We start from the raw sequence: 24,776 nt of genomic DNA on the forward strand, positions 1-24,776 counted from the left end.
TCAGTTCCGCCGGGTCGCACGCCGGCTGCGATAGGTATCGAGGACCACGGCGATGACGATCACAGCGCCAGTGATGATGCGCTTGGTTGGCTCGGAAGCGCCGATCTGCGCCAAGCCCGCAGCCAGTACGGAAATGATCAGCACACCGAAGAACGTGCTGATGATCGAGCCTCGCCCGCCCATCAGGCTGGTGCCGCCGATCACCACGGCGGCAATCACCTGCAACTCAAGGCCCGAGCCCGCATTCGGGTCAGCAGCCTCAAGGCGGGAAATCTGGAATAGCGCGGCCAGACCGGCCAGCAACCCCATCAGCGCAAACACGCCGATCTTGTACGGACGCGGGTCGATGCCTGCCAGGCGCACGGCCTCTTCATTGGTGCCGATGCCGATCAGGTAACGACCGAACACGGTGCGGGTCAGCACCAGTTGGGCGAGCACGATCACCAGCAAGGCGATGATGAATGCCGGGGAGATCCCGAAGGCGATCGGATTGGAAAACCAGGAGAACGCGTCGCCAATATAGGCGGTGCGTGAATCGGTGAACTGGTAGGCCAGGCCGCGGGCCATTTCCAGCACGCCGAGCGAGACGATGAACGACGGAATGCGCCAGGCCACGGTGACCGCGCCGGTGATGCTACCGGCCAGGGCGGCGATGGCCATGCCCAGCAGCGCGGCAGGCAGCACACTCCAGCCCCAGCCGAGGATGGCGACGCTGACGGTCGAGGCGGCCAGGGCAAGTACCGAACCGACCGACAGGTCGATACCACCAATGATCAGCACGAAGGTCATGCCGACGGCCAGCACCATCAGGTCGGGAATCTGGTTGGCCAGGGTGCTGAAGGTGGCGTACGAGAGGAAGTGGCTGCTCAGGAACGAGAACAGCACGATCATCGCCAGCAAGGCGCCGGCCAGCCCCAGGTAGGTACCCAGGCCGAAATAGGTGCCGCTGCGGCGGGCCGGCGTGCTGCCGACGGAGTCGAGGGAGGGGGTCTTCATACATCCATCCTGGGAGCTGCGTCATGCAGCAGTGCGTCACGTTTCTGATAACCGGCGAAGGCGGCGGCAAGGATCTGGTCCTGGCTCCAGCCATCACGGTCGAAGGTCTCGATCAGTTGGCCAGCGGAAAGCACGGCGATGCGGTCGCAGATCAGCATCAGCTCGCGCAGGTCACTGGACACCACCACCAGGGCCTTGCCCTGGCGGGCAAGCTCGGCCAGCAACCCATAGATGTCGAACTTGGCGCCGACGTCGATGCCGCGGGTGGGTTCATCGAACATCAGCACCTGGCAGTCGCGCTCCAACCAGCGACCGATCACCACCTTCTGCTGATTGCCACCAGACAGCTCGCCGACCGCCTGGGCGGGGCTCGCGCTACGGATACGCATGGCGCTGATCTGCCGCTCGGCAAGCTCACGCTCGGCAGTGGCGTCGAGGATGCCGGCTCGCGATACCGCACCCAGGTTGCCCAGGGCGACATTGGCGCTGATCGAATGCGGCAGCAGCAGGCCCTCGCCTTTGCGGTCCTCGGTGATCAGCGCGATACCGGCGCGCACAGCGGCTTTGGGCGAGTCGATGACCACAGGCTGCAGCGGGCGTCCGAGCTGGATGCTGCCACTGTCGGCGCGATCGGCACCGTAGATCAGCCGCAACAGCTCGGTACGCCCGGCACCGATCAGCCCGGAGATACCGAAGATCTCCCCTGCCCTGACCTCGAACGACACATCGCGCACCTTGTCGCCACGGGTCATGTGTTCGACCTTGAGCAACGGCGCACCGATTTCGCGGCGGCCAAGGTCGATGTGCTCGCCGACTTCGCGGCCGACCATCAGGTTGACCAATTCGTTGCTGCTGTAGCGAGCAATCGGCTCGGCGCACACCAGCTTGCCGTCGCGCAGCACGGCGATGCGTTGTGATACACGCTGCAGCTCTTCGAGCCGGTGCGAGATATAGACGATGGCCACGCCGCGCTGGCGCAGGCGCTCGATCTGCGTGAACAACAGCTCCACTTCGCGCGCAGTAAGCATCGCAGTGGGCTCGTCGAAGATCAGCACGTGGCAGTCGCCAATCAGGTTGCGGGCGATCTCGACCATCTGCTGATGGCCAATGCCCAGCTCGCCGACCGGAGTATCCGGATCGATGGCGTCCAGCCCGACCTGGGCCATGGCCGCGGTGGCCAACTGGCGCAGGCGCTTCTGGCTGATCCAGCCGGCGCGGCTGGGCAGGTTGTCGAGGAACAGGTTCTCGGCAACGGTGAGCGTGGGCAGCAGGTTGAGCTCCTGCATCACCATGCGCACACCGAGGCGCTCGGCCTCGCTGCGACTACCAGGGCTGTAGGGTTTGCCGCGGTAGGTCATCTGCCCGGTGGTGGGGATTTCCAGGCCACTGATGAGCTTGGACAAGGTGCTCTTGCCGGCGCCATTCTCGCCAGTCAGGGCGAGCACCTCGCCACCGCGCAGGTCTAGCGTGACATCGCCGAGCACAGGCTGGGCGTACGTCTTGCCCAGGCCGGTGACACTGAGCACGGATTCATGGGCCGACATGGCCACCTCTCTCATGGAACGCGCTGCAACTGCTTGAACTGGCGCTGACTCTGCAGGAGCGGCGAACCACCGCTGCATCGGACTCAGCGCACTGCCAGCATCACTTGGTGATCAGTTCTACCGGTGTCTGGATGACATTGTCGGCATCGACGTCAGGCTTCTCGCCCTTGACCATCTTAAGCGCCGCCTGGATACCGAACACGGCCTGCTGACTGGCTGCCTGGTCGAGCGTGGCGAGCACACGGCCGTCCTTGAGCATCGGCTTGATGGCGTTGATATTGTCGTAGCCGACCACCTGTACCTGGCCGGTCTTGCCGGCAGCTCGCACAGCCGAGACAGCGCCCAGGGCCATGCTGTCGTTACCCGCCAGCAGCGCCTTGAGATCGGGGTATTCGTTGAGCATCGAGGCGGCAACGGCGTTGCCCTTGTCGATTTCCCAGTTGCCAGACTGCACCGAGACGATCTTCATCTGCGCGGCCTCCATCGCATCCTTGAAGCCCGCGGTGCGCTGCTGGGCGTTGGTGGTGGTCGGCACACCTTCGATGATGCCAACCTGATCGCCGGCCTTGAGCTTCTCTTTCACCAGGTAATCGCCAACCAGACGCGCGCCCTTGCGGTTGTCGGGGCCAACGAACGGCACGCTGATACCTTTGCTCTTGAGCACTTCGGGGTCGAGGCGGTTGTCGATGTTGACCACGGTGATGCCCGCGTCCATGGCTTTCTTGATCACAGGCACCAAAGCCTTGGAGTCGGCCGGAGCGATGACCAGGGCCTTGGCGCCGGTGGCGATCATCTGCTCGACGATACGGATCTGGTTGCCGGTGTCGGTTTCGTCCTTGATGCCGTTGGCGACAAGTTCAAAATCGTTGGGATGTTCTTTCTGGTAGGCCTTGGCGCCATCCTCCATGGTGCGGAAGAACTCGTTGGCCAGCGACTTCATGACCAGCGCGACCTTGGGCTTGTCCTCGGCATGGGCCTGGGACAGCGGGATGGCGAGAGACAGGGAGGAGAGAATGGCAATAGCCAGCAGACGACCTGGGAACGGCAGCTTCATGGGATAACTCCGAATCTTGTGGTTTTTATCGGACCGCAAACGTTTGCGCTGCCTTACTATGGAAACAGGAACAGGTTTTGTCAAATGACTTCCGGGGTTCCAGCTCCCGCCGTACTGCTCGGAGATTATCCGGTAAATAGTCGGAAAACCGAATAGCTTCCGTGAAGATTGTTCGGATTTCCGAATATCAAAACACCTGCAACCCGCCTCATGGGAAAGCCCTCGCTTACCATGGCAGCGCCGTAGTTGAGTGCTCCACACACCGCTGCGAGCGGGTTTGCCCGCGAAAAATCCGACTCAATTCGCCCTGCGCCTCACCACTGCCGCACCCTTGGTACGGAACCTGCCTACAACCCAGTGCGAATAAACATCTCATTTGGAAGAGAGAAGAAAAAAAACCATGAACACCGCACTGAAAACCTTCGCACCGGGCGCCCTCGCCCTGCTGCTTGCACTGCCAATGACCGTTTCCGCCAAGGAAGCAGAACAACAGCAGAAGCTCGCCAATGTGGTCATCCTCGCCACTGGCGGCACCATTGCCGGGGCCGGTGCCAGCGCTGCCAACAGCGCGACCTACCAAGCTGCGAAGCTGGGCATAGACAAGCTGATCGCCGGCGTGCCGGAACTGGCCGACATCGCCAATGTACGTGGCGAACAGGTGATGCAGATCGCCTCCGAGAGCATCAGCAACGACGACCTGCTCAAGCTGGCAAAACGTGTCGCAGAGCTGGCCGACAGCAAGGATGTCGACGGTATCGTCATCACCCACGGCACCGACACCCTCGAAGAGACGGCCTACTTCCTCAATCTGGTCGAGAAGACCGACAAGCCGATCGTGGTGGTCGGTTCGATGCGTCCGGGCACCGCGATGTCTGCCGACGGCATGCTCAACCTGTACAACGCCGTGGCCGTGGCTGGCGACAAGCAGTCGCGTGGCAAGGGCGTACTGGTGACCATGAACGACGAGATCCAGTCCGGTCGTGACGTCAGCAAGTCGGTCAACATCAAGACCGAGGCGTTCAAGAGCGCCTGGGGTCCGATGGGCATGGTCGTGGAAGGCAAATCGTACTGGTTCCGCCTGCCGGCCAAGCGCCACACCAGTAACTCCGAGTTCGACATCAAGCAGATCAGCAGCCTGCCCCAAGTGGACATCGCCTATGGCTACGGCAACGTGACCGATACCGCGTACAAGGCCCTGGCCCAGGGTGGCGCCAAGGCAATCATCCATGCCGGCACCGGCAATGGCTCGGTGTCGTCGCGTGTAGTCCCGGCACTGCAGGAACTGCGCAAGGAAGGCGTGCAGATCATTCGTTCCTCGCACGTCAACCAGGGCGGTTTCGTGCTGCGTAACGCCGAACAGCCGGACGACAAGAATGACTGGGTCGTGGCCCATGACCTGAACCCGCAGAAGGCGCGCATCCTGGCAATGGTCGCCATGACCAAGACCCAGGACAGCAAGGAACTGCAGCGGATCTTCTGGGAATATTGATTCAGGTTTGAGTTGGAGCGGCCCTGTGCCGCTCCTGCTACAACCGCATTAGCCTTTGGATGCTTTTTGCCTGACATGCTGTTGCGAAAAAACTGACAGTGAAATACTGTACGCACATACAGCAAAATAAGGAAAGCTCCATGGCCAGCACCGCCGCAGCGCCCAGCAGTTATGAACAACTGGGCGTACGCATCCAGAAGATCATCAACAGCCCCACCGCCCAGCGCAGCCGTGCGGCGCTGATCTTCCGCCTGGAGCACGAGTCACCCGACGACTGGGAAACCCTGCTCGAAGAAATCGCCGAGAACGACAACGTCACCCTCGCCCACCGTGACGATGGCGGCATCCAGATCTTCTGGACCGTCCCCAAAGAAGACTGATCCTTCCTCCCCGCCCCGCCTCTTCCACCGAAAGATGATTTGCGCTCGCCCATGAAAAAACTGCTGTCTGCCGTTGCCCTGCTCCTGTCCGTCGCCACTCCAGCGCTCGCCAACCCTCCCGCCACCTTTGCCGAAGCCAAGGTCGTGGCCAAACAGAAGATCTATCTCGACCAGGCCAGCAGCGCCATGGGTGAGCTCTACTGCGGCTGCAAATGGACCTGGGTGGGCAAGTCCGGTGGGCGCATCGACCCCGCCTCCTGCGGCCTGCAAGCCCGAAAGCAACAGACCCGCGCCGACCGCACCGAGTGGGAACACATCGTGCCGGCTTGGACCCTGGGTCATCAACGTCAATGCTGGAAGAACGGTGGCCGCGAGCACTGCGCCGACGACGACCCGGTATTCCGTGCCATGGAAGCCGACCTGTTCAACCTGTACCCGGCTGTGGGCGAGGTGAATGGCGATCGCAGCAACTTCAACTATGGCATGGCGTCGGGTGTGGGACAGCAGTACGGCCAGTGCAAGACCCGCGTCGATTTCAACCAGCGCGCTGCCGAGCCGCGCGATGAAGTCAAGGGCCTGGTCGCCCGCACCACCTTCTATATGTTCGATCGCTATGGCCTGAACATGTCTCGCCAGCAGCAACAACTACTGATGGCCTGGGACAAGCAGTATCCGGTCACCACCTGGGAGCGCGAGCGCGACCGTCGCATCGCCGGCATCATGGGGCACGCCAACCCGTTCGTGAGCGGCGAGCGGCGCTGGACAGTCGGCTACAAGACCGTCGGCGACGGTGTGGTCAGTGGCGTTGCCGCCAAACCCGCCAAGGCCACACCTCAGCCCACCCTGGCCAAGGCCAGCATGACGGGCACGATCATCGGCAACCAGAACAGCCACGTCTACCATCTGCCCAGCGGCTGCCCTGGCTACAATCAGGTGTCGGCCAAGAACCAGGTGAGCTTCGAGTCCGAGTCGCAAGCCCGGGCGGCCGGTTACCGCAAGGCCGGCAACTGCCGCTGAGCCTCATGAACCGGGAGCGCCTTTACGGCGCCCCGGAAGCAAGATCAATCATGCCACCGGAATGCGAGCAGTCCGCTCGACGGGCAGCGACACGAGCTGGCTGACGTCATCCAGGCGCTGCAACTGCTCGCTGCTGAGCTTCACCTCAAGCGCCGCCAGGTTCGATTGCAACTGCGCCAGCGAGCGCGGCCCTATCAGCGGCAATGTGTCGTGACTGGCGGCCCAGGCGATCGCCACCTGATCTGCCGGTACGCCAAGCTCCTGCGCCACACCTAGCAGGGCATCGAGGATCGCGCTGCGCTGCGGCGAATTCTCTGCCTGAAACACCTTGCCGCCCAGGCCCTGAGCTCGCCCGGCCTCGCCCTGGCGGTACTTGCCGGTCAGCATGCCGCCGCCCAAGGGCGAGAAAGTCATCATGCCCAACCCCAATGCTCGACAGGTCGGCAGCAGGTCCAGCTCGCATTCGCGACGCACCAGGCTGTGTTCGAACTGTGCAGCAGCAATAGGCACGGCGCGAGCAAGCTGGGCATAGGTGGCCGCATGGGCCACACGCCAGGCAGGGAAGTTGGACAGGCCGACATACAGCACCTTGCCTGATCGCGAGAGGTCTTCCAGACCACGCAGCAGCTCTTCGGTCGGGGTCACATGATCGGGGAAGTGAGCCCAGTACAGATCGACACGGTCCGTGTTCAAACGCTTGAGACTGGCCTCCAAAGACGTGACCATGGCTTTGCGGCTATTGCCGGTGGCCAGCACGCCCGCAGTGGGCGAGGCGCCCTGGGTGAACTTGGTCGACAGCACCACCTCATCGCGGCGCCCTGCCAGCAAGCGCCCCAGATGCGTTTCAGACTCACCGAACTGATAGATGTCCGCCGTATCGATGAGATTGCCGCCAGCCTCAAGATAGGTGTCAAACATCGCCTTGCATGCATCGGGGTCGGCGCCATGACCCCAGGCGGTGCCAAAGTTGCCTGTACCCAATGCCAGCTGGGACAGTTGTAATCCGGTCTTGCCAAAGGGTGTGTAGCGCATGGATGCTCCTGAGCCGATGAATACCGTTCCAACAGGCGCCAGGGTTGATCGCCCCCGGCCAACAGAACATTTGCATATACAAATGTTGCAGGTACAATATTTCACATGAACACATCAATCAAGCCCTCCGGCTGCACAAACCTCAAACTGCGCCAATTGACGCGCATGGTCACCCGCCACTACGACCAGCACTTGGCTGCCATAGGCCTGAAGAACACCCAGTACGCCCTGCTTTCCCATGTGCTGCGGCTCGGCCCGTTGCGTCCAGGTGAGTTGGCCAAGGCCATGCAGATGGAACCTTCGACCCTGACGCGCAACATGCAACCACTGGTAGCCCAGGGCTGGCTGACCATTTCGGCAGGCGGCGACGCGCGCAGCCGTGCGGTGCAGATCACCGAGGCCGGGATAGAAAAACGCGAGGAAGGCAGTCAGGCGTGGCAGGCGGCCCAAGACTCATTGCAGGACGCGCTGGGGCTTGAGCGCATCAGCGCGCTGCATGTACTGATGGATGCGTGCATGACCACGCTCAATGACCCGGAGGCTGAAGCAGCTGACTCCCTGTAGAGTCGGCCCCGTATCGTGACCAGATGCCCCCGCCAAGGGCGTGCGCTATCACGCCAGCGCCTGCAGATAGGCGCTGGCCTCTCGATAACGGCTCAGCCGGGCGATATCGGCGGGCCCCGGACATACGATTCGCGAGAGGTCACTGTTGTCGGCGAGGTCGGCCAGCTTCACTTCGCGCGCCAGCGGATCACTGCCCAGCCGCACGACGAAATCCTCGTAGCGCTCACCCTCACGCCGACTCAACGCCAGCAGCGCCGCCAGGATTTTCACAGTGAAGCCCTCGCGGGCCAGGTCGGAGAGGGTCAGCGGCGTATCCTCCAGCACATCGTGAAGCACCGCGACGATCCGCTGCTCGGGCGTCGAGACCCGCTCCATCACCCGCAGCGGATGCAGGATGTATGCGGCGCCGCCTTTGTCGATCTGCCCTTCGTGGGCTCTGGTCGCCACCACGATTGCTCGTTCCAGGCTAGACATGACCCCTCCTTTCACCCCGCACGTCGTCGCACACGCGCCATTGCAACAGCATCGACAAGGATGCCGTCACGCAAAGCATAGTCCAGTAAATGTCCTTCGACTTCAAAGCCATGGCGCTTGCACAAGATCAGTGCCGGTTCGTTGTCGCTGTCTCGGCCTGTCGAATGGTAAGGCGGGCATGATCGGCCTCTTTGCCAGTAGAGGCCGCAGTACAGGAAGCTATGACCGAGGCTATGCAATGCCCCTGCCCGGGCGCGGGAGTATCAGCGCTTGACGCCGTGCTGAATGACGATCGAATCAGTGCCCAGGCGCGCCATGACGTCGGCCTTGCGCGCATCGGCCTCGTCCTTGGTGGGGAAAGGCCCCATCAGCACGACAGGCTTGCCGTCGCGGTATTCGACCCAGGAAGGGATGCCTTTTTCGATCAGGCGCGCAGTCATGTCGGTGAGTGCGCCCATATTGGGCCCCTGCACAACTTCGACATCCCAGCCTTCCGGCGCCGGTTCGCCAGCCAGGGCATCGGCACGGCGCTGCAGCTCGGCACCGCCGCAGATCTCACGGATGCGCAGATTGTTGCCGCTATCGTCGACCAGGATCTCGTACTGGCCATCGTGCTTGATCGCCACATAGCTGCGATAGGCTTCGTACTGGCCGGCGTCATCCTTGCCGCGGACCTGGCCGCAGATCGAACCCTGAGTGTCGATCCGCACGTTGGCGAACTTGGCCGTCTTGGGATTGTGCAGGTGTTCGGCCACCTGGTTGTGCACGCCCTCGACCTCGTTCTCACAGCCAGCCAGGGCCAGCACCGCCATTACCACCGCCAGTTTGCGCACGCACCTATCTCCTGATTTGAAGGACCGGATTCTAGCATGGAGGATACAGAGCGCCGACGGCCAGGCTGTCGCAGGGCGTGTCGCAGCCAAGCCGGCATTGCCTGAGGCCAAAACAAAAGGGGCGACCCTTGCGGATCGCCCCTCTCATCGATTTGGTAGGCACAATTGGACTCGAACCAACGACCCCCACCATGTCAAGGTGGTGCTCTAACCAACTGAGCTATGTGCCTGTCGTGTGGTGCGCATATTAGTGATCGAATGCACACCTGTAAAGCGTTTTTTCTCAAAAAAATCAAAAACTTTGCAGGCTGGAGCTATGCCCGGACGCAAAAAAGGGCGACCCTTGCGGATCGCCCCTTTTCTTCGATTTGGTAGGCACAATTGGACTCGAACCAACGACCCCCACCATGTCAAGGTGGTGCTCTAACCAACTGAGCTATGTGCCTGTCGATGAGGGCGCATTCTACGCGCTAGAAAATCCCTGTCAACAGTTTTTTTCGAGCTAACCTACTGATTCTAAAAATGTTTGCGCCCATGGGCGGCAGTAACGCTCCTGTAAAGGATTTTCACCATACGACTAGCGGGTGTTTATTATTATTGATAGCATCGGTACATTCGTTAAAAATATAAAACACGAGGTTTTCCGAGCATGGCTAACACCCCCTACCCCCAGTCCTACTACGCCGCCTCGGCCAACCCGGTGCCGCCACGTCCGGCGCTGCAGGGCGAGGTGGAGACCGATGTGTGCATCATCGGTGCCGGCTACACCGGCCTGTCGAGCGCGCTGTTCCTGCTGGAGAACGGCTTCAAGGTGGCCGTCGTCGAAGCCGCCAAGGTCGGCTTCGGTGCATCGGGCCGCAATGGCGGGCAGATCGTCAACAGCTACAGCCGCGACATTGACGTCATCGAACGCACCGTCGGCCCCAAGCAGGCACAACTGCTGGGCGAGATGGCCTTCGAAGGCGGACGCATCATCCGTGAGCGCGTGGCCAAGTACAACATCCAGTGCGACCTGAAAGACGGCGGCGTATTCGCGGCCCTGACCAGCAAGCAGATGGGCCACCTGGAGTCGCAAAAGCGCCTGTGGGAACGCTTCGGCCACACCCAGCTGGAGCTCATGGACCAGAAGCGCATCCGTGAAGTGGTGGCCTGCGACAGCTATGTAGGCGGCATGCTCGACATGAGCGGGGGCCACATCCATCCGCTGAACCTTGCCTTGGGCGAGGCCGCTGCGGTCGAGTCGCTGGGCGGCGTCATCTATGAGCAGACGCCTGCCGTACGCATCGAGCGTGGCGCCAACCCTGTGGTACATACCCCACAAGGCAAAGTGCGCGCCAAGTTCATCATCGTCGCGGGCAACGCCTACCTGGGCAACCTGGTGCCGGAACTGGCCGCCAAGTCCATGCCCTGCGGCACCCAGGTGATCACCACCGAGCCACTGGGCGATGAACTGGCCCGCACTCTACTGCCACAGGACTACTGCGTCGAAGACTGCAACTACCTGCTCGACTACTACCGCCTGACCAGCGACAAGCGCCTGATCTTCGGCGGCGGCGTGGTCTACGGTGCACGCGATCCGGCGAACATCGAAGCGATCATTCGTCCGAAGATGCTCAAGGCCTTCCCTCAGCTCAAGGACGTGAAGATCGACTACGCCTGGACCGGCAACTTCCTGCTGACCCTGTCGCGCCTGCCGCAGGTCGGTCGCATCGGCGATAACATCTACTACTCCCAGGGTTGCTCGGGCCATGGCGTGACCTACACCCACCTGGCGGGCAAGGTACTGGCCGAAGCCCTGCGTGGCCAGGCCGAGCGTTTCGACGCCTTCGCCGGCCTGCCGCACTACCCGTTCCCGGGTGGTCAGATGCTGCGCGTACCGTTCAGCGCCATTGGTGCGTGGTACTACAGCCTGCGGGATCGCCTGGGGTTCTGATGTAGCACCGTATTGTTCTTTTCGCGGGTAAATCCGCCCCCACAAACGTGCACCTGTGGGAGCGGTTTTACCCGCGAAATGGAATCAGTACCGCCAGCAACTACTGCCCTAGGCTGCGCAGCGCCTGCTTCGCGGCAATCTCCTGCCCATCGCGCGCCAGCTCGTCTGCGGCCTTCAGCCAGCGCTGGCGATCGACCTGGGCCGGCAGGCGCTGCGGCGGCTGCACCAGCACAGCCCAACTCCCCTCCTTGGCCCAGGCGCTCTCGAAGGTGTCGAAATCCAGCAGATGCCGCCGGGCCATCCCTGAACGCAGCAACACCCGCTGTTTGTAACGGTCGTAGCCAATCAGCACCGCATAGCGTGGCTCGCCCCACAGCGCCGAGCCGTCGTGATAGCGCAACAGCACCGGATGACCGGCGGCCACCTGGGTGAGCAAGGCATCCAGGCGCTTGTCCAGCGGATAGACCACCATCCCGTACTCGCGGGCCACTCGGGGAATACCGGTTTCCAATGACGCCGCGCCCTGCGGCAGGTTCAGTGACTTGTCCAGCAGGCCAGGCGTGATCGGCGCGCCCTGCTGCGAAAGCACGGCGGCCAGGGCCATGGAGCCGCTCAAGTTGGCATTGCCGCGATAGAACGGCACGCTGCTGATCTCGACCCGCTGCGGCAGTTTGTCGAGCGCCGCCGGTGGAGAACCGGCGCAACCGGCAAGGCTGGCGGCCACCAGGCAGGCCGCCAGCAGGCGGCGCGGGCTCAGGGAGGTGAGGAAATGCTGCGACATGGACACTCGCTTGTTTCGACGCCCGGCAGACAGCGCCCGGCACTGGGCTCCGATCATAGGCGCCTGCGCGGCCCGGGTATAGCCTGCTCCGGGCTTGTAACGAAACGACCCAAACAATAGACCTTCGGTCAATGGAACGTCACACGCCTGCGGCTAGACTAAGTAAGTGTCTGGAGGGAACAGCCCACAGCTGTCCCGAGAGAAGGAGGCACGCACATGAGCCTGACAATGGCAATCTTCATGCTGGTCGCGATGTGGTTGAGCGTCGCCACCGCCATGCTCTGGGGGGTACTGCGCATCGCACGACGCCATGCCCGACCGCATCACACCCAAGCGGCCACCACGCCCAAGCCGCAGCCGCTGCATCGCACCCGCCGGCACGCCGGGGCACATTGACCTGATCCGCAAAAGAACAAGGGGCTGCCTGGCAGCCCCTTCTCTTTTACCTCAGCCTGGTGTCAGCCTTGCGCCGCCTCGCGCTTCAGGCGTGCCCGGCGAACCATGATGTTGAGAATCTCGATCACCGTGGAGAAGGCCATCGCTGCGTACACATAGCCTTTCGGTACGTGGGCGCCGAAACCTTCGGCGATCAGCGTCATGCCAATCATGATCAGGAAGCCCAGTGCCAGCATCACCACGGTAGGGTTGTCGTTGATGAACTTGGCCAGCGGGTCGGCGGCCACCAGCATTACGATCACGGCACTGACCACGGCGATGATCATGATCGGCAGGTGCTCGGTCATGCCCACGGCAGTGATGATGCTGTCTACCGAGAAGACGATGTCCAGCAGCAGGATCTGGCCGATGGCCGCAGCAAAGCCGAGGGTCACGGTGGAGCCGGCCTTGGACTCTTCCTTCGCACCATGCGGGTCGACGCTTTCGTGAATCTCCTTGGTCGCCTTCCACAGCAGGAACAGGCCACCGGCGATCAGGATCATGTCCTTCCAGGAGAAGGCGTGGTCGAACACCTCGATCACCGGCTCCGTCAGCTGGACGATCCAGGCCACCGTAGAGAGCAACGCCAGGCGCATGATCAGCGCCATGCTGATACCGATGCGTCGCGCCTTGGAGCGGTAAGCCTCGGGCAGCTTGTTGGTGAGAATGGAGATGAAGATCAGGTTATCGATACCCAGCACGATCTCCATCGCCACCAAGGTAGCCAGGGCGACCCAGGCGGCGGGGCTCGCGGCAAGTTCCAGCAAGTATTCCATTTAGTGTTCCTTCGCTCAGATGTCCTGGGTGTCGTTCTTGTCTTGCTTGCTCTCGGGCTTTTGCCCTTCGCCACCAAGAGTGTCGTTCAGCGCTTGCTGGGCCGCCTCGTTGGTCTTGTCGATCGCCTGTTTGGCCGATTCGGCAGCCTGGTTCAGCACCTGCTGGGCCGACTTCTCGGCCTGGTCGCACCCCGCCGTGGCCAACAGCGCCAGCGACAGTACCAACGGGGTGCCGATGGATTTCAGTTGTAGCATAGGGTCCTCGCTTATCGATATTCGGCTGGCGCGCGCACCGCGCCTGATGGAGTCGAATTCTAGAGAGGACAACAGTTCAGGAAAATTCGTATTTTTAGCGGTTATACTTCGGTTTTTACGAATCGAGTAGCACCTCCATGCTCAACTACCGGCAGCTTCACTATTTCTGGATAGTAGCCCGCACTGGCAGCATCACCCGCGCCAGCGAGCAATTGAATCTCACGCCGCAGACCATCAGCGGCCAGATCAGCCTGTTCGAACAGACCTACAACCTGGAGCTGTTCCAGCGCGTCGGTCGCCAACTGGAGCTGACCGAAACCGGCCGCCAGACCCTCGCCTATGCCGAGCAGATGTTTCAGATCGGTAGCGAACTCGAGACCCTGCTACGGGCCGGCCCCCAGGAGCAGATCCTGTTCCGCGTCGGGGTCGCCGACGTGGTGCCCAAGTCCATCGTCTATCGCTTGCTGGCACCGACCATGGAGCTTGACGAAGTACTGCGCATCAATTGCCGTGAAGACAAGCTGGAGCGCCTGCTCGCGGACCTGGCGATCCAGCGCCTTGACCTGGTGATCTCCGACAGCCCCATGCCCAGCCATCTGGACATCAAGGGCTATAGCCAGAAACTGGGCGAGTGCGGCCTGAGCTTTTTTGCCACTGCGGCACTTGCCACTCGGTTGAAACAGCCCTTCCCCGGTTGCCTCAACGACGCACCGCTACTGATCCCCGGCCAGGAAACGGTGGTGCGCCGCTGGCTCGCCGAGCAGCAGGTGCAGCCGCGTATCGTCGGGGAATTCGACGACAGCGCCTTGATGCAGGCATTCGGGCAATCGGGCAGCGGCATCTTCGTGGCGCCAAGCGTGATCGCCGATGAGGTGTGTCGGCAATACGGCGTGGAGTTGATCGGGCAAACCGAGGCGGTGCATGAGTCGTTCTATGCGATTTCGGTGGAGCGCAAGGTCAAGCATCCGGGGATCGTGGCGATTACCGAGGGGGCACGCAGGGAGCTGTTCAACTGGTGAGGCCATGCTGGCTTTTTCTGGCAGATTGCACCGCGATCGCTGCAGTGCGTCGGAGGAACAATACCGTCAGCCCTGTCCTACAGTGCCTGTGCTAAAGTCCGCGGTTCGTTCAAACCCGAGACCCCGCTGCACATGAGCCCTGTTTTTCGCCTTCTCAACCGCACCAGCCTGGTGACACAGATCATCATTGGCCTGGCTGCCGGTATCGCCCTGGCGCTGATCGCCCCAAGCCTGGCCCGGGATCTTGCATTCCTCGGCAAGGTGTTCGTCTCGGCCCTCAAGGCCGTGGCACCGATCCTGGTGTTCGTGCTGGTCATTGCCTCCATCGCCAACCACCAACAAGGCCAGCAGACCCATATCCGCCCTATTCTCTGGCTCTACCTGCTGGGCACTTTCGGTGCCGCGGTGGTCGCCGTGGTGGCGAGCATGGCCTTCCCTTCGACTCTGGTGTTGAGCGCACATGAAGCGACGCTGAGTGCCCCCGGCGGCATCACCGAAGTGCTGCAGGGCCTGCTACTGAGCGCGGTGGACAATCCGGTGAGCGCACTGGTCAATGCCAACTTCATCGGCATCCTGACCTGGGCGATCGGCCTGGGCATAGTGCTGCGCAAGGCTGGCAAGGCAACGCGCGGTGTGGTCGACGACCTGTCCAATGGCATCACGCAGCTGGTTCGCGTGGTGATTCGCTTCGCCCCGCTGGGGATCTTCGGCCTGGTCAGCTCGACCCTGGCCGAGGCGGGCCTGGATGCCCTGCTCGGCTACCTGCACCTGCTGGGGGTGCTGATCGGCTGCATGCTGTTCGTGGCGTTGGTGATGAACCCGTTGATCGTGTTCTGGAAGATTCGTCGCAACCCTTACCCGCTGACCCTCCTGTGCCTGCGCGAAAGCGGTATTACCGCGTTCTTCACTCGCAGCTCGGCAGCAAACATTCCGGTGAACCTGGCATTGTCGGAGCGCCTGGGCCTGCATGAAGACACCTACTCGGTGTCGATCCCGCTGGGTGCGACCATCAACATGGCCGGGGCAGCGATCACCATTACCGTGCTGACCCTGGCGGCGGTGCATACCCTGGGGATCACCATCGACCTGCCGACCGCGGTGCTGCTCAGCGTGGTGGCTGCGGTCTGTGCCTGCGGCGCCTCGGGCGTGGCCGGCGGGTCGCTCCTGTTGATTCCTCTGGCTTGCAGCCTGTTCGGCATTCCCAGCGAGATTGCGATGCAGGTGGTTGCCGTCGGCTTCATCATCGGTGTGTTGCAGGACTCGGCGGAAACCGCGCTCAATTCATCGACCGACGTACTCTTCACTGCGGCTGCGTGCGAGGCCATGGAGCGGCGTGCTGCCTGAGCTGCAATTGCTTAAGCCAGACGCAAGGCCTAGGCTAATGGCCTTTTCCTAGTAACGAGACAGGGCCATGTCAGAACACGAAACCGCAGGCGAAGGCCGCCTCAACAGTATCGAGGTCCGTATCCTCGGCGCGCTGATCGAAAAGCAGGCCACCAGCCCGGAAAGCTACCCACTGACACTCAATGCGCTGGTCCTGGCCTGCAACCAGAAGACCAGCCGCGAGCCGGTGATGAACCTCTCCACCGGCCAGGTCGGCCAGGCCCTGCGCGCACTCGAAGGCCAGGACATGGCCCGCCTGCAGATGGGCAGCCGCGCCGACCGCTGGGAGCAGCGGGTGGACAAGGCGCTGGAACTGGTGCCGGCACAGTTGGTACTGATGGGCCTGATGTTCCTGCGCGGGCCGCAGACTCTCAACGAATTACTGACCCGCAGCAATCGCCTGCACGAATTCGAAGACGTCGATCAGGTCCAGCATCAGCTGGAACGCCTGGTTTCACGTGGGCTGGCGTTGCACCTGCCACGTCAGGCAGGCCAGCGTGAAGACCGCTACACCCACGCCCTGGGCGATCCGGCCGAGATCGAAGCGATTCTTGCCGCGCGCCAGCAGGAAGGTGGTTCACGCAGTGCGTCAGGTGCGGCTTCGGACGAGCGGATCGAGGCGCTGGAAGCCCGGGTCGCGGCACTGGAAGCCCGGCTGGCTCAGCTTGAGGGCTGAGTCAGGGCTGGTCGGGTTCGGGGAAGTTACGGCAGCTCTTGCGCTCGGCCAACTCTCTGTCGCTGGGGCGCTGGTCGACGAACACGGTGCGGCCGTCGGGATAGATTTCCAGATAGCCCCAGTGCAGGTCCTGCTCCTGCTGGCCGGGCTTGGGTGGCACCAACCACCAGGGTTCTCGACTGATCGGGGTCATGACTGTACCTCCTGGGAGCGTCTGCAGTAATCATAGACACCCTCGGGTGATACTTGGTTTGGTCGGCCATATCACGGACAAGCCCGCTCCCACCGGTAAAGCGCAGCTCTCGAGAACTGCGCTTTACCGGTGGGAGCGGGCTTGTCCCGCGATCAGACCAGCGCTGACTTACGCCGGCGCCGAAGTCCGGATCAGGTGGTCGAAGGCTGCCAGCGAAGCTTTGGCGCCCTCGCCCACGGCGATGACGATCTGCTTGTACGGCACCGTGGTCACGTCACCGGCCGCGAACACACCAGGGATGCTGGTCTGGCCTTTTGCGTCGACGATGATCTCGCCGCGCGGCGACAACTCGACCGTGCCCTTGAGCCAATCGGTGTTCGGCAGCAGGCCGATCTGCACGAAGATACCTTCGAGCGCCAGTTCGTGGATCTCGTTGCTGGTCCGGTCTTCGTAGCGCAGGCCGGTGACCTTCTCGCCGTTACCCAGCACTTCCTTGGTCAGGGCACTGGTGATCACCTTGACGTTCGGCAGGCTGTGCAGTTTGCGCTGCAGCACCGCATCGGCACGCAGCTGGCTGTCGAACTCGATCAGCGTCACCTGAGCGACGATACCGGCCAGGTCGATGGCTGCTTCCACGCCAGAGTTGCCGCCGCCGATCACCGCCACGCGCTTGCCCTTGAACAGCGGGCCGTCGCAGTGCGGGCAGTAAGCCACGCCACGGGAGCGGTATTCCTGCTCACCGGGGACATTCATTTCGCGCCAGCGGGCGCCGGTGGCGAGGATCACGGTCTTGGCCTTGAGCGACGCACCGCTGGCCAGGCGTACTTCGTGCAGACCGCCATCGGCGGCCGGGATCAGCGCTTCACCGCGCTGCAAATTCATGATGTCGACGTCGTACTGCTTGACGTGCTCTTCCAGCGCAGTGGCCAGCTTCGGCCCTTCGGTCTCCTGCACGGAGATGAAGTTCTCGATCGCCAGGGTGTCGAGCACCTGGCCGCCGAAGCGCTCGGCGGCAACGCCGGTACGAATGCCTTTGCGCGCAGCGTAGATGGCTGCCGCAGCGCCAGCCGGGCCACCGCCGACCACCAGCACATCGAAAGCGTCCTTGGCGTTGATCTTCTCGGCCTGGCGGCTGCCAGCACTGGTGTCGATCTTTCCGAGAATCTCTTCCAGGCCCATGCGGCCCTGGCCGAACACTTCACCGTTCAGGTAGATGCTCGGCACCGCCATGACTTTGCGCGATTCGACTTCATCCTGGAACAGCGCACCATCGATGGCGACGTGACGAATGTTGGGGTTGAGCACCGCCATCAGGTTCAGGGCCTGGACCACGTCCGGGCAGTTCTGGCAAGACAGCGAGAAGTAAGTCTCGAAGCTGAACTCGCCTTCCAGGGCCTGGATCTGCTCGATCACTTCGGCGCTGGCCTTCGAAGGGTGGCCGCCGACCTGCAGCAACGCCAGTACCAGAGAGGTGAATTCATGGCCCATGGGGATGCCGGCGAAACGCAGGCTGATATTGCCCCCGGGACGGTTGAGCGAGAATGACGGGCGACGGGCGTCGCTGCCGTCCTCGCGCAGGGTAATGAGGTTCGACAGGCCGGCGATCTCAACCAGCAGGTCGTGCATTTCACGGGACTTCGCGCCGTCGTCGAGGGAGGCAACGATCTCGATCGGCTGGGTGACCCGCTCCAGGTAGGTTTTCAGTTGCGATTTAAGCGTGGCGTCCAACATACGGGGCGATTCCTTTTTCAAAACTCGGATACAAAAACGCCCAGGCGAGGTCGCCCGGGCGTTTGACGGGGCAGTGAGTACTTCAGCTGTGGCGGCTGCTCACCGCCCTCGACTGATGCATGGACTCAGATCTTGCCGACCAGGTCCAGCGACGGCGCCAGAGTGGCTTCGCCTTCTTTCCACTTGGCCGGGCAGACTTCGCCTGGGTGAGCGGCAACGTACTGGGCAGCCTTGACCTTGCGCAGCAGCTCGGCTGCGTCACGACCTACACCACCGTCGTTCAGTTCGACGATCTTGATCTGACCTTCCGGGTTGATCACGAAGGTGCCGCGATCAGCCAGACCGGCTTCTTCGATCAGCACGTCGAAGTTGCGCGAGATGACGTGGGTCGGGTCACCGATCAGCGGGTACTGGATCTTGCCGATGGTTTCCGAAGTGTCGTGCCAGGCTTTGTGGGTGAAGTGGGTGTCGGTGGACACGCCGTAGATCTCGACGCCCAGTTTCTGGAACTCGGCGTAGTTGTCAGCGAGGTCACCCAGTTCGGTCGGGCAGACGAAAGTGAAGTCAGCCGGGTAGAAGAACACGACGGACCATTTGCCTTTCAGGTCGGCTTCGCTTACCTGAACGAACTCGCCTTTGTGGTAGGCAGTGGCGTTGAACGGTTTGACCTGGCTGTTGATGATTGGCATGAGAAACGCTCCTTCGAGGGTTAGTTAACTTGGGGTGGGTAACTTTCGATGGAGTAATCCTATCCAATGACCTCGACAATGGCTCATTGGTAAACCTCATGTTGGTGATTGGTTTTGGCTATAAGCTGCGCGACCGATAGATTTTTTCATTCCTATGCCTCGTCTGCCGGTCCTGAAGTGCAGGTCGAGGCTGCGCCCTCTGCGTAATCCAGCCAGCAGCTCGCATCTGCTTGCTCACCCCAGGAGACCCTTACCCGTCCTCGCGCGTCATGCGAGCGAAAATGCAGGCGGCTGCCCTGCCCCACCATCCCCACCTCGTCACCTTGCACATCGAATACCTGGGCACCGAACGGCAAGGCATGCCCGTGCTCGTTGCGAGCCTCCAGCATCAGCAAGCGACCGCTGCGCGTCGGATAGTGCAGCAGTGTCACCGCACCGGCTCGGGGCACCACCGACTGACCGCTGATCTGCAACTCCACATCCTGTGACATGCCCTTGGGGTCCAGGTCGACGGTATTCACGCTGTAGGGGCTCAACGAGGGGACCACCGCAAAGCCCTGGGCATTCAGCCGCACACTCGGATGCTGCTGAATACGCGCCGCTTCAGCGAAGGGGGCATGGACGATAGCGAAACTTTCGCCCAACGGTTGTGCCAACAGTACACCTCCCGGATGGGCGACCACCGAGCCGCGCGCGCCGAGTGCCAGCTGGCGGGATCCCTGGCGCTGGGCCACGACCCCGCTCAGCTCTCCCGTCGGGCTGCGATGCACCAGGTTGGCGTCGAGCCCTGCGCCGCCTTGCCTTCCCTCCTGGTACACACTGGACAGGCCATACCCCCATTGCCCATCCTCGCCGGCAGTCGCGCTCCAGCGCACATTCGTCCTGGCCCCGCCTTCGGAGTCGCGGCTCATGCTGGAGCTCAGCGATCCACGACGTTGCATACCCAACGGCAAGCTGGCCGTCAGTGTCAAAGCGCTCACGGCCTGTCCGTTGCCTCGATACTCGCGCCCAAGCGTCATGCCGTAGGAGAGCGAGCGCAGATTGTTGTAATACCCCACGTTGTACTCACGATTGCCCACCCCAGATCCCCACTGCTTACCCGCGCTGGCCCTCAGGCTCAGACGACCGCTCCCGGGCAGGCGCTGCTGAAGTGCCAGCGCTGCCCGCCAGTGCTGAGGCGAACGCTGATTTGTACGCTGCGTTTGCTGGCTGGTGCGGGCGAACTCGTCAAAGCTGTAGTAATCAGCGTTATTGCGATGGGTAAGGCTGGCGCTCAGGTCGGTGGCCGTTGCCTCCACCCGCTGGCGCCAACTGAAACGCAGCGCCTGCCCCTGCGCGGAGCGACCCTGGCCTAGCGATGCCTGTGCGTGGTATGCGGTCAATCCAAAAGCACCAAAGCGGCTGTTGATCGCCCCCCCCATGGCGCTGGCCAGATAGTCCTCTGCCAGCCAGGCGCCTCCATGTACGCTGAAGGTGTTGTCGACCCCCTGTTGCCAACTGCCTTGCACATGACCTGGGCCAGGACGCCCAAGGTCGTCGCGCCACACCCCCGCACTAAGGTCGAAACGGCTTGCCCCTTCTCGCAAGGCCAGTGGCGCGGCCTGATAGGGCAACGTGAAGCGTCGTACGCTGCCGTCAGCCTCCTCCAGGGTGACCTCCAGATCGTCGTTGAGGCCACTGGCATACAGATCGTCGATCTCGAACGGCCCCGGCGGCACCGTCGACTCATGCAGCAACATCCCTCGCTGGCGGATGCTCAACAGCGCCGTAGTATTGGCCACGCCCCTCACTACCGGCGCAAACCCCCGCTGTGCGCGGGGCAACATGCGCTCGTCAGTGGATAATCGCAGTCCGCGAAAGGCGCTGCTGTCAAATACATCCCCAGCAACGTAGCCATCGCCGAGAGTAAGCTGGGCCGACCACAAGGGAACATCGCGCCGTACCGACGTCGCACCCGGCTGGTACCGGGCTGCGCGCTTGTCGCTCATCTGCGCATTGCCTTCGTGGCGCCAATACCAATCCCCGGTATTGAATCCGGCACGCAGGCCGAGATAGCCCTGCTGGCTACGACTGCCTGCCTGCAGGTCGTGCTGCTCATGCACATTCAGGCGGTAGTCGACAAACCCTGCTGTGACACCTGCATCCCAGGTATGGAATGGCAAATTGTCCTGGGGTTGGCGACGCAGCAAAGACCGGTCAATTTCAAGGCGCAGTTGCAAGGCCCCAAAATCCAGGTCCTCGCTGGCGGCCACCAGCAGTTGAGGCAACATCATGCAGCTGTCGGGGATGATCAGTTGCTTGCGCGGCTGAGCCGCCAGCCTCGCTAGATCAAGCCCCAACTCTTCGAGCAGGATTCGGTCATAACAGGGCGCCGCCTGACCGGATGCATCCCGATTGCGTAGAAACACGGTGCGCCGCCCTATCCACTGCTGGTTGAGGATGATATCCAGGGCAAAGTCGCCCTGGGGAACCGAATCGCTGGCCTGGAAACGCTCGAGATTGATCGTGCTGCCCTGGCGCAACAGGCCGGGATCGAACTCCACACCAGGTACAAGCCCGACATACCCTCCTGTCATACCGAGAATGGCCCACCACCGGCGACAACTCATGGGTTTAACGGCCTTGAGGGAACTGCAGGATTGCAACAGCTTCTCGAGAGGCGCCGTAGTCATCCAGGTACTGATAGCGGACCTGAGAAACCGCATCGGGACGAGACGGCGCGGAGCTCAACGCGAAACGGGCGCTGCTGAGGGGAGCAACATGGCCTACCGATGCTGGCAACGCCGAACCCGGATGGACAGCCTCGAGCTTGGCGAGATTGACGTGATAAGGCGTGGGATTGTCCGCATGCAGTACCCAGCCCTGGGATTCCCTGACCAGGCGCCAGGTAAGCCGTGCATGAGCATCGGCAGGCTTTGCGGCCAATCCCTGCGGCCGATAGAACAGTTTGATACGAGTCCTGAGGGAAATCTGCAGGCTGTTATCGCCACCACCTTTCGGCGGGACATCGAGTACATTCAGCCAGTACAGGCTCTCTCGATCCGTTGGCATGGCACGACTATCGTGAAACACCCTCAGGCTCTGGCGCTTGCCCGGGTCCAGGCGCAATAACCCAGGTGTCACGCTGAATGGTCCCTGTAACTCATCCTCAGCCTCTTCCGGCCCTCCTTCGTCGACCCAGACCTGCACCAGCGACGGATACCGTCCCTCGTTGCTCAACCTGACAGTGACCTCGGAGCTCTCGGCGGGATAGACGACCCGCGTGGTGGCAATCACCACACTGGCGTTGGCCTGCGTGCACAACAGAAACGCGGCCAGCAACAATCCCCACCCCTTGGCGCTGAGTGATAGCTTCATGATGTTCCACTCGAAAAATTGGGAGTGGAGCAGCCCCGGACAGGGCGGCTCCAGAGGACTCAGAGATAATCCAGCGAGTAGCGGATTCTGGAACTGACCAGGCCTGGGGTAGTGCGGCCTGTCGAGTAGTACTGGGCGTAGTAGCGCAGCGTCGCGTTACCATCCACGAGGGTGACTTGCTGGGAGTTCTGCGAGCCCTTGGCTGCTGCGAGATTCATGACGCTCTTGGCACTGTTGAGCAATTGCAGCTCGACGTTTTCACTGCCGCCGGCATCGACGATCAGACGCCCTTGATCACTGACGCTTGCACCTGGCTCGAAGTAAGTTGAAACCTGGCCGACATGGGTACAACCCGTCAGTTGCAATACGAAGGAGGTTTCCCCTTCCACATCGCCTGGACGCACGAGTTTCGCGGCATTGACATCCGGCAGGGTCACCGGAAGATTGCCGTCCCCCCCATTGATGATGCACGTCGGCGCCAGAACCCGCCCCTGAAAGCTGATTTCGCCATGGTCTGCCTGGGCCCCCCCGACGATCAGCGACAACCCGCAGAGCGCAAATACACTTTTGTAGAACCTGTCCATATCATCCTTCCTCAAGCTAGACGATCAGGCACATGCCGAACCGGCGCCGTAGAGCGGCGCGGCAACAGTATCTGCATCAGGCTTGGGAGGCTCTGTCGGTGATTGGTTGATCAGCGGCTGGCGACAACCATGACAGCGGTAGGATTTTCTACTATGCGATTGTGGGAACAATCCCCAGGCCTCATGCTTCGAGGCCCGGAGAATGCTGCGAACTTCAACGAGTTACAGTCCGCATCGTGACGAATTCCTCAGCGGCGGTCGGATGCACGCCGATAGTCTCGTCAAACTGCTGCTTTGTGGCGCCTGCCTTGAGTGCGATACCCAGCCCCTGGATGATCTCGCCTGCATCCGGCCCCACCATATGGCAACCCAGGACCTTGTCGGTCTCGGCATCGACCACCAGCTTCATCAGGGTCTTTTCCTGCAGGTCGGTGAGGGTCAGCTTCATGGCGCGGAAGCGGCTCTCGAAGATCTGGATCTTGTGGCCGGCAGCCAGTGCCTGCTCTTCGGTCAGGCCGACGGTGCCGATCGGCGGCTGGCTGAACACCGCCGTGGGGATGTTCTGATAGTCCACCGAACGGTACTGCTCAGGCTTGAACAGGTGACGGGCCACCGCCATGCCTTCAGCCAGAGCGACCGGTGTGAGCTGGACACGACCGATCACATCGCCCAAGGCGAACACCGAAGGCTCGGTGGTACGGTACAGGTCGTCGACCCGGATGTAACCGCGCTCGTCGAGCTCCACGCCGGTGTTCTCCAGCCCCAGATTGTCGAGCATCGGACGACGACCGGTGGCGTAGAACACACAGTCGGCGATCAACTCCCGACCGTCCTTGAGCGTCGCCTTGAGGCTGCCATCGGCCTGTTGGTCAATACGCTGGATATCAGCGTTGAACTGCAGGTCCAGACCGCGCTTTTCCAGTTCCTCCTTCAGGTGGGTACGTACCGAACCATCGAAGCCGCGCAGGAACAGGTCGCCGCGATACAGCAAGGAGGTATCGGCGCCCAGGCCCTGGAAGATGCCGGCGAATTCGACGGCAATGTAGCCACCACCGACCACCAGCACCCGGCGTGGCAGCTCCTTGAGGTAGAACGCCTCGTTCGAGGTGATCGCCAGTTCCTTGCCAGGGATGTCAGGCACCTGTGGCCAGCCGCCCGTGGCGATGAGAATGTTCGCCGCGCTGTAGCGCTGACCTTCTACCTCAACCTCATGGGCACCGGTCATGCGTGCATGACCTTGCAGCAAGGTGACGCCGCTGTTGACCAGCAGGTTGCGGTAGATGCCGTTGAGACGCTCGATCTCGCGGTTCTTGTTGGCGATCAGGGTGCCCCAGTCGAAGTGACCTTCTTCGAGGGTCCAGCCGTAGCCGGCCGCCTGCTCCAGCTCATCGGCGACGTGTGCACCGTACACCAGCAACTTCTTCGGCACACAGCCGACGTTGACGCAGGTGCCGCCCAGATAACGACTCTCGGCCACCGCCACCTTTGCCCCGAACCCCGCGGCAAAGCGCGCCGCGCGTACACCGCCGGAACCGGCACCAATCACGAACAGATCAAAATCGTAGGCCACTTTCCAGACTC

General features: G+C 62.1%; 25 protein-coding genes and 2 tRNA genes. 9 read left to right on the forward strand and 18 right to left on the reverse strand.

Features of this window, described 5'->3' with window-relative positions; translation table 11 throughout:
- The 3 genes from APH44_RS07460 to APH44_RS07470 all read right to left on the reverse strand — a co-directional run bounded on the left by APH44_RS07460 (position 1) and on the right by APH44_RS07470 (position 3,594).
- Positions 1 to 996, reverse strand: coding sequence for an ABC transporter permease (locus tag APH44_RS07460; protein ID WP_054892058.1), 996 nt, complete (start codon positions 994 to 996; stop codon positions 1 to 3).
- Entirely contained in the window at positions 993 to 2,546 is a 1,554-nt protein-coding gene (locus APH44_RS07465) for a sugar ABC transporter ATP-binding protein (protein WP_156343737.1), read from the reverse strand. The genes APH44_RS07460 and APH44_RS07465 overlap by 4 nt, the downstream gene beginning before the upstream one ends.
- A 94-nt stretch (positions 2,547 to 2,640) precedes the next feature.
- Entirely contained in the window at positions 2,641 to 3,594 is a 954-nt protein-coding gene (locus APH44_RS07470; RefSeq protein ID WP_054892060.1) for a sugar ABC transporter substrate-binding protein, read from the reverse strand.
- A gap of 400 nt (positions 3,595 to 3,994) precedes the next feature.
- On the opposite strand from APH44_RS07470, the gene APH44_RS07475 reads away from it, so the two are divergent.
- From APH44_RS07475 to APH44_RS07485, 3 genes are all read left to right on the forward strand, one after another.
- A complete protein-coding gene (locus APH44_RS07475) occupies positions 3,995 to 5,083 on the forward strand; it encodes an asparaginase (protein ID WP_054892061.1) in 1,089 nt (362 codons plus the stop codon).
- A gap of 140 nt (positions 5,084 to 5,223) precedes the next feature.
- Complete coding sequence (locus tag APH44_RS07480) at positions 5,224 to 5,463, forward strand: DUF1654 domain-containing protein (protein ID WP_054892062.1); 240 nt, start codon at positions 5,224 to 5,226, stop codon at positions 5,461 to 5,463.
- A gap of 51 nt (positions 5,464 to 5,514) precedes the next feature.
- Positions 5,515 to 6,480, forward strand: coding sequence for an endonuclease (locus APH44_RS07485; protein ID WP_054892063.1), 966 nt, complete (start codon positions 5,515 to 5,517; stop codon positions 6,478 to 6,480).
- Between the two features lie 48 nt (positions 6,481 to 6,528).
- On the opposite strand, the gene APH44_RS07490 is transcribed toward APH44_RS07485, so the two are convergent.
- Positions 6,529 to 7,512, reverse strand: coding sequence for an aldo/keto reductase (locus APH44_RS07490; protein ID WP_054892064.1), 984 nt, complete (start codon positions 7,510 to 7,512; stop codon positions 6,529 to 6,531).
- 105 nt (positions 7,513 to 7,617) lie between these two features.
- Between APH44_RS07490 and APH44_RS07495 the strand changes: the two genes are divergently transcribed.
- Positions 7,618 to 8,076, forward strand: a complete 459-nt coding sequence (locus APH44_RS07495; protein ID WP_054892065.1) for a MarR family winged helix-turn-helix transcriptional regulator — start codon at positions 7,618 to 7,620, stop codon at positions 8,074 to 8,076.
- Positions 8,077 to 8,124: 48 nt separating this feature from the next.
- Here the strand turns inward: APH44_RS07495 and APH44_RS07500 are convergent, their stop codons facing one another.
- The 4 genes from APH44_RS07500 to APH44_RS07515 form a co-directional block, all read right to left on the reverse strand.
- Entirely contained in the window at positions 8,125 to 8,550 is a 426-nt protein-coding gene (locus tag APH44_RS07500; protein ID WP_054892066.1) for a GTP pyrophosphokinase, read from the reverse strand.
- Positions 8,551 to 8,813: 263 nt separating this feature from the next.
- On the reverse strand, positions 8,814 to 9,383 hold the full coding sequence (locus tag APH44_RS07505; RefSeq protein ID WP_054892067.1) for an SPOR domain-containing protein: 570 nt from the start codon (positions 9,381 to 9,383) through the stop codon (positions 8,814 to 8,816).
- A gap of 153 nt (positions 9,384 to 9,536) precedes the next feature.
- Positions 9,537 to 9,613, reverse strand: a tRNA-Val gene (locus tag APH44_RS07510).
- A gap of 139 nt (positions 9,614 to 9,752) precedes the next feature.
- A tRNA-Val gene (locus tag APH44_RS07515) sits at positions 9,753 to 9,829 on the reverse strand.
- 203 nt (positions 9,830 to 10,032) lie between these two features.
- On the opposite strand from APH44_RS07515, the gene APH44_RS07520 reads away from it, so the two are divergent.
- Positions 10,033 to 11,316, forward strand: a complete 1,284-nt coding sequence (locus APH44_RS07520; protein ID WP_054892068.1) for an FAD-binding oxidoreductase — start codon at positions 10,033 to 10,035, stop codon at positions 11,314 to 11,316.
- 100 nt (positions 11,317 to 11,416) lie between these two features.
- Here the strand turns inward: APH44_RS07520 and APH44_RS07525 are convergent, their stop codons facing one another.
- Positions 11,417 to 12,154: a peptidase C39 family protein gene (locus APH44_RS07525; RefSeq protein WP_054892069.1), complete on the reverse strand. Its 738-nt coding sequence runs from the start codon at positions 12,152 to 12,154 to the stop codon at positions 11,417 to 11,419.
- A gap of 159 nt (positions 12,155 to 12,313) precedes the next feature.
- On the opposite strand from APH44_RS07525, the gene APH44_RS07530 reads away from it, so the two are divergent.
- Positions 12,314 to 12,493, forward strand: coding sequence for a hypothetical protein (locus APH44_RS07530; protein ID WP_054892070.1), 180 nt, complete (start codon positions 12,314 to 12,316; stop codon positions 12,491 to 12,493).
- A 62-nt stretch (positions 12,494 to 12,555) separates the two neighbouring features.
- Here the strand turns inward: APH44_RS07530 and APH44_RS07535 are convergent, their stop codons facing one another.
- Both APH44_RS07535 and APH44_RS07540 read right to left on the reverse strand, forming a co-directional pair.
- Positions 12,556 to 13,308 (reverse strand): TerC family protein, encoded by a 753-nt coding sequence (locus APH44_RS07535; protein WP_054892071.1) that lies wholly within the window; start codon positions 13,306 to 13,308, stop codon positions 12,556 to 12,558.
- Positions 13,309 to 13,323: 15 nt separating this feature from the next.
- Positions 13,324 to 13,563 (reverse strand): hypothetical protein, encoded by a 240-nt coding sequence (locus APH44_RS07540; RefSeq protein ID WP_054892072.1) that lies wholly within the window; start codon positions 13,561 to 13,563, stop codon positions 13,324 to 13,326.
- Positions 13,564 to 13,700: 137 nt separating this feature from the next.
- Here APH44_RS07540 and nhaR point away from each other — a divergent pair, with 137 nt between their 5' ends.
- From nhaR to APH44_RS07555, 3 genes are all read left to right on the forward strand, one after another.
- Positions 13,701 to 14,582 (forward strand): transcriptional activator NhaR, encoded by an 882-nt coding sequence (gene nhaR / locus APH44_RS07545; RefSeq protein ID WP_054892073.1) that lies wholly within the window; start codon positions 13,701 to 13,703, stop codon positions 14,580 to 14,582.
- Between the two features lie 132 nt (positions 14,583 to 14,714).
- Positions 14,715 to 15,926: a serine/threonine transporter SstT gene (sstT, locus tag APH44_RS07550; protein ID WP_054892074.1), complete on the forward strand. Its 1,212-nt coding sequence runs from the start codon at positions 14,715 to 14,717 to the stop codon at positions 15,924 to 15,926.
- 67 nt (positions 15,927 to 15,993) lie between these two features.
- Positions 15,994 to 16,641, forward strand: coding sequence for a YceH family protein (locus APH44_RS07555; protein ID WP_054892075.1), 648 nt, complete (start codon positions 15,994 to 15,996; stop codon positions 16,639 to 16,641).
- A 1-nt stretch (position 16,642) separates the two neighbouring features.
- On the opposite strand, the gene APH44_RS07560 is transcribed toward APH44_RS07555, so the two are convergent.
- From APH44_RS07560 to gorA, 7 genes are all read right to left on the reverse strand, one after another.
- Positions 16,643 to 16,834: a hypothetical protein gene (locus tag APH44_RS07560; RefSeq protein WP_054892076.1), complete on the reverse strand. Its 192-nt coding sequence runs from the start codon at positions 16,832 to 16,834 to the stop codon at positions 16,643 to 16,645.
- Between the two features lie 168 nt (positions 16,835 to 17,002).
- On the reverse strand, positions 17,003 to 18,565 hold the full coding sequence (ahpF, locus tag APH44_RS07565) for an alkyl hydroperoxide reductase subunit F (RefSeq protein WP_054892077.1): 1,563 nt from the start codon (positions 18,563 to 18,565) through the stop codon (positions 17,003 to 17,005).
- Positions 18,566 to 18,690: 125 nt separating this feature from the next.
- Complete coding sequence (gene ahpC, locus APH44_RS07570) at positions 18,691 to 19,254, reverse strand: alkyl hydroperoxide reductase subunit C (RefSeq protein ID WP_054884952.1); 564 nt, start codon at positions 19,252 to 19,254, stop codon at positions 18,691 to 18,693.
- 152 nt (positions 19,255 to 19,406) lie between these two features.
- Positions 19,407 to 21,797 carry a fimbria/pilus outer membrane usher protein gene (locus APH44_RS07575; protein ID WP_054892078.1) on the reverse strand — a complete coding sequence of 797 codons (2,391 nt, stop codon included), beginning with the start codon at positions 21,795 to 21,797 and terminating at the stop codon, positions 19,407 to 19,409.
- Between the two features lie 70 nt (positions 21,798 to 21,867).
- Positions 21,868 to 22,611: a molecular chaperone gene (locus tag APH44_RS07580; protein WP_054892079.1), complete on the reverse strand. Its 744-nt coding sequence runs from the start codon at positions 22,609 to 22,611 to the stop codon at positions 21,868 to 21,870.
- 59 nt (positions 22,612 to 22,670) lie between these two features.
- The gene (locus APH44_RS07585) at positions 22,671 to 23,195 is read right to left on the reverse strand and encodes a fimbrial protein (protein WP_054892080.1); all 525 of its coding nucleotides are present in this window, start codon (positions 23,193 to 23,195) and stop codon (positions 22,671 to 22,673) included.
- 214 nt (positions 23,196 to 23,409) lie between these two features.
- Positions 23,410 to 24,765, reverse strand: a complete 1,356-nt coding sequence (gorA, locus tag APH44_RS07590) for a glutathione-disulfide reductase (protein ID WP_054892081.1) — start codon at positions 24,763 to 24,765, stop codon at positions 23,410 to 23,412.
- Positions 24,766 to 24,776: the final 11 nt, after the last annotated feature.

Source organism: Pseudomonas sp. NBRC 111143 (genome assembly GCF_001320965.1).
GTDB lineage: Bacteria > Pseudomonadota > Gammaproteobacteria > Pseudomonadales > Pseudomonadaceae > Aquipseudomonas > Aquipseudomonas machongensis.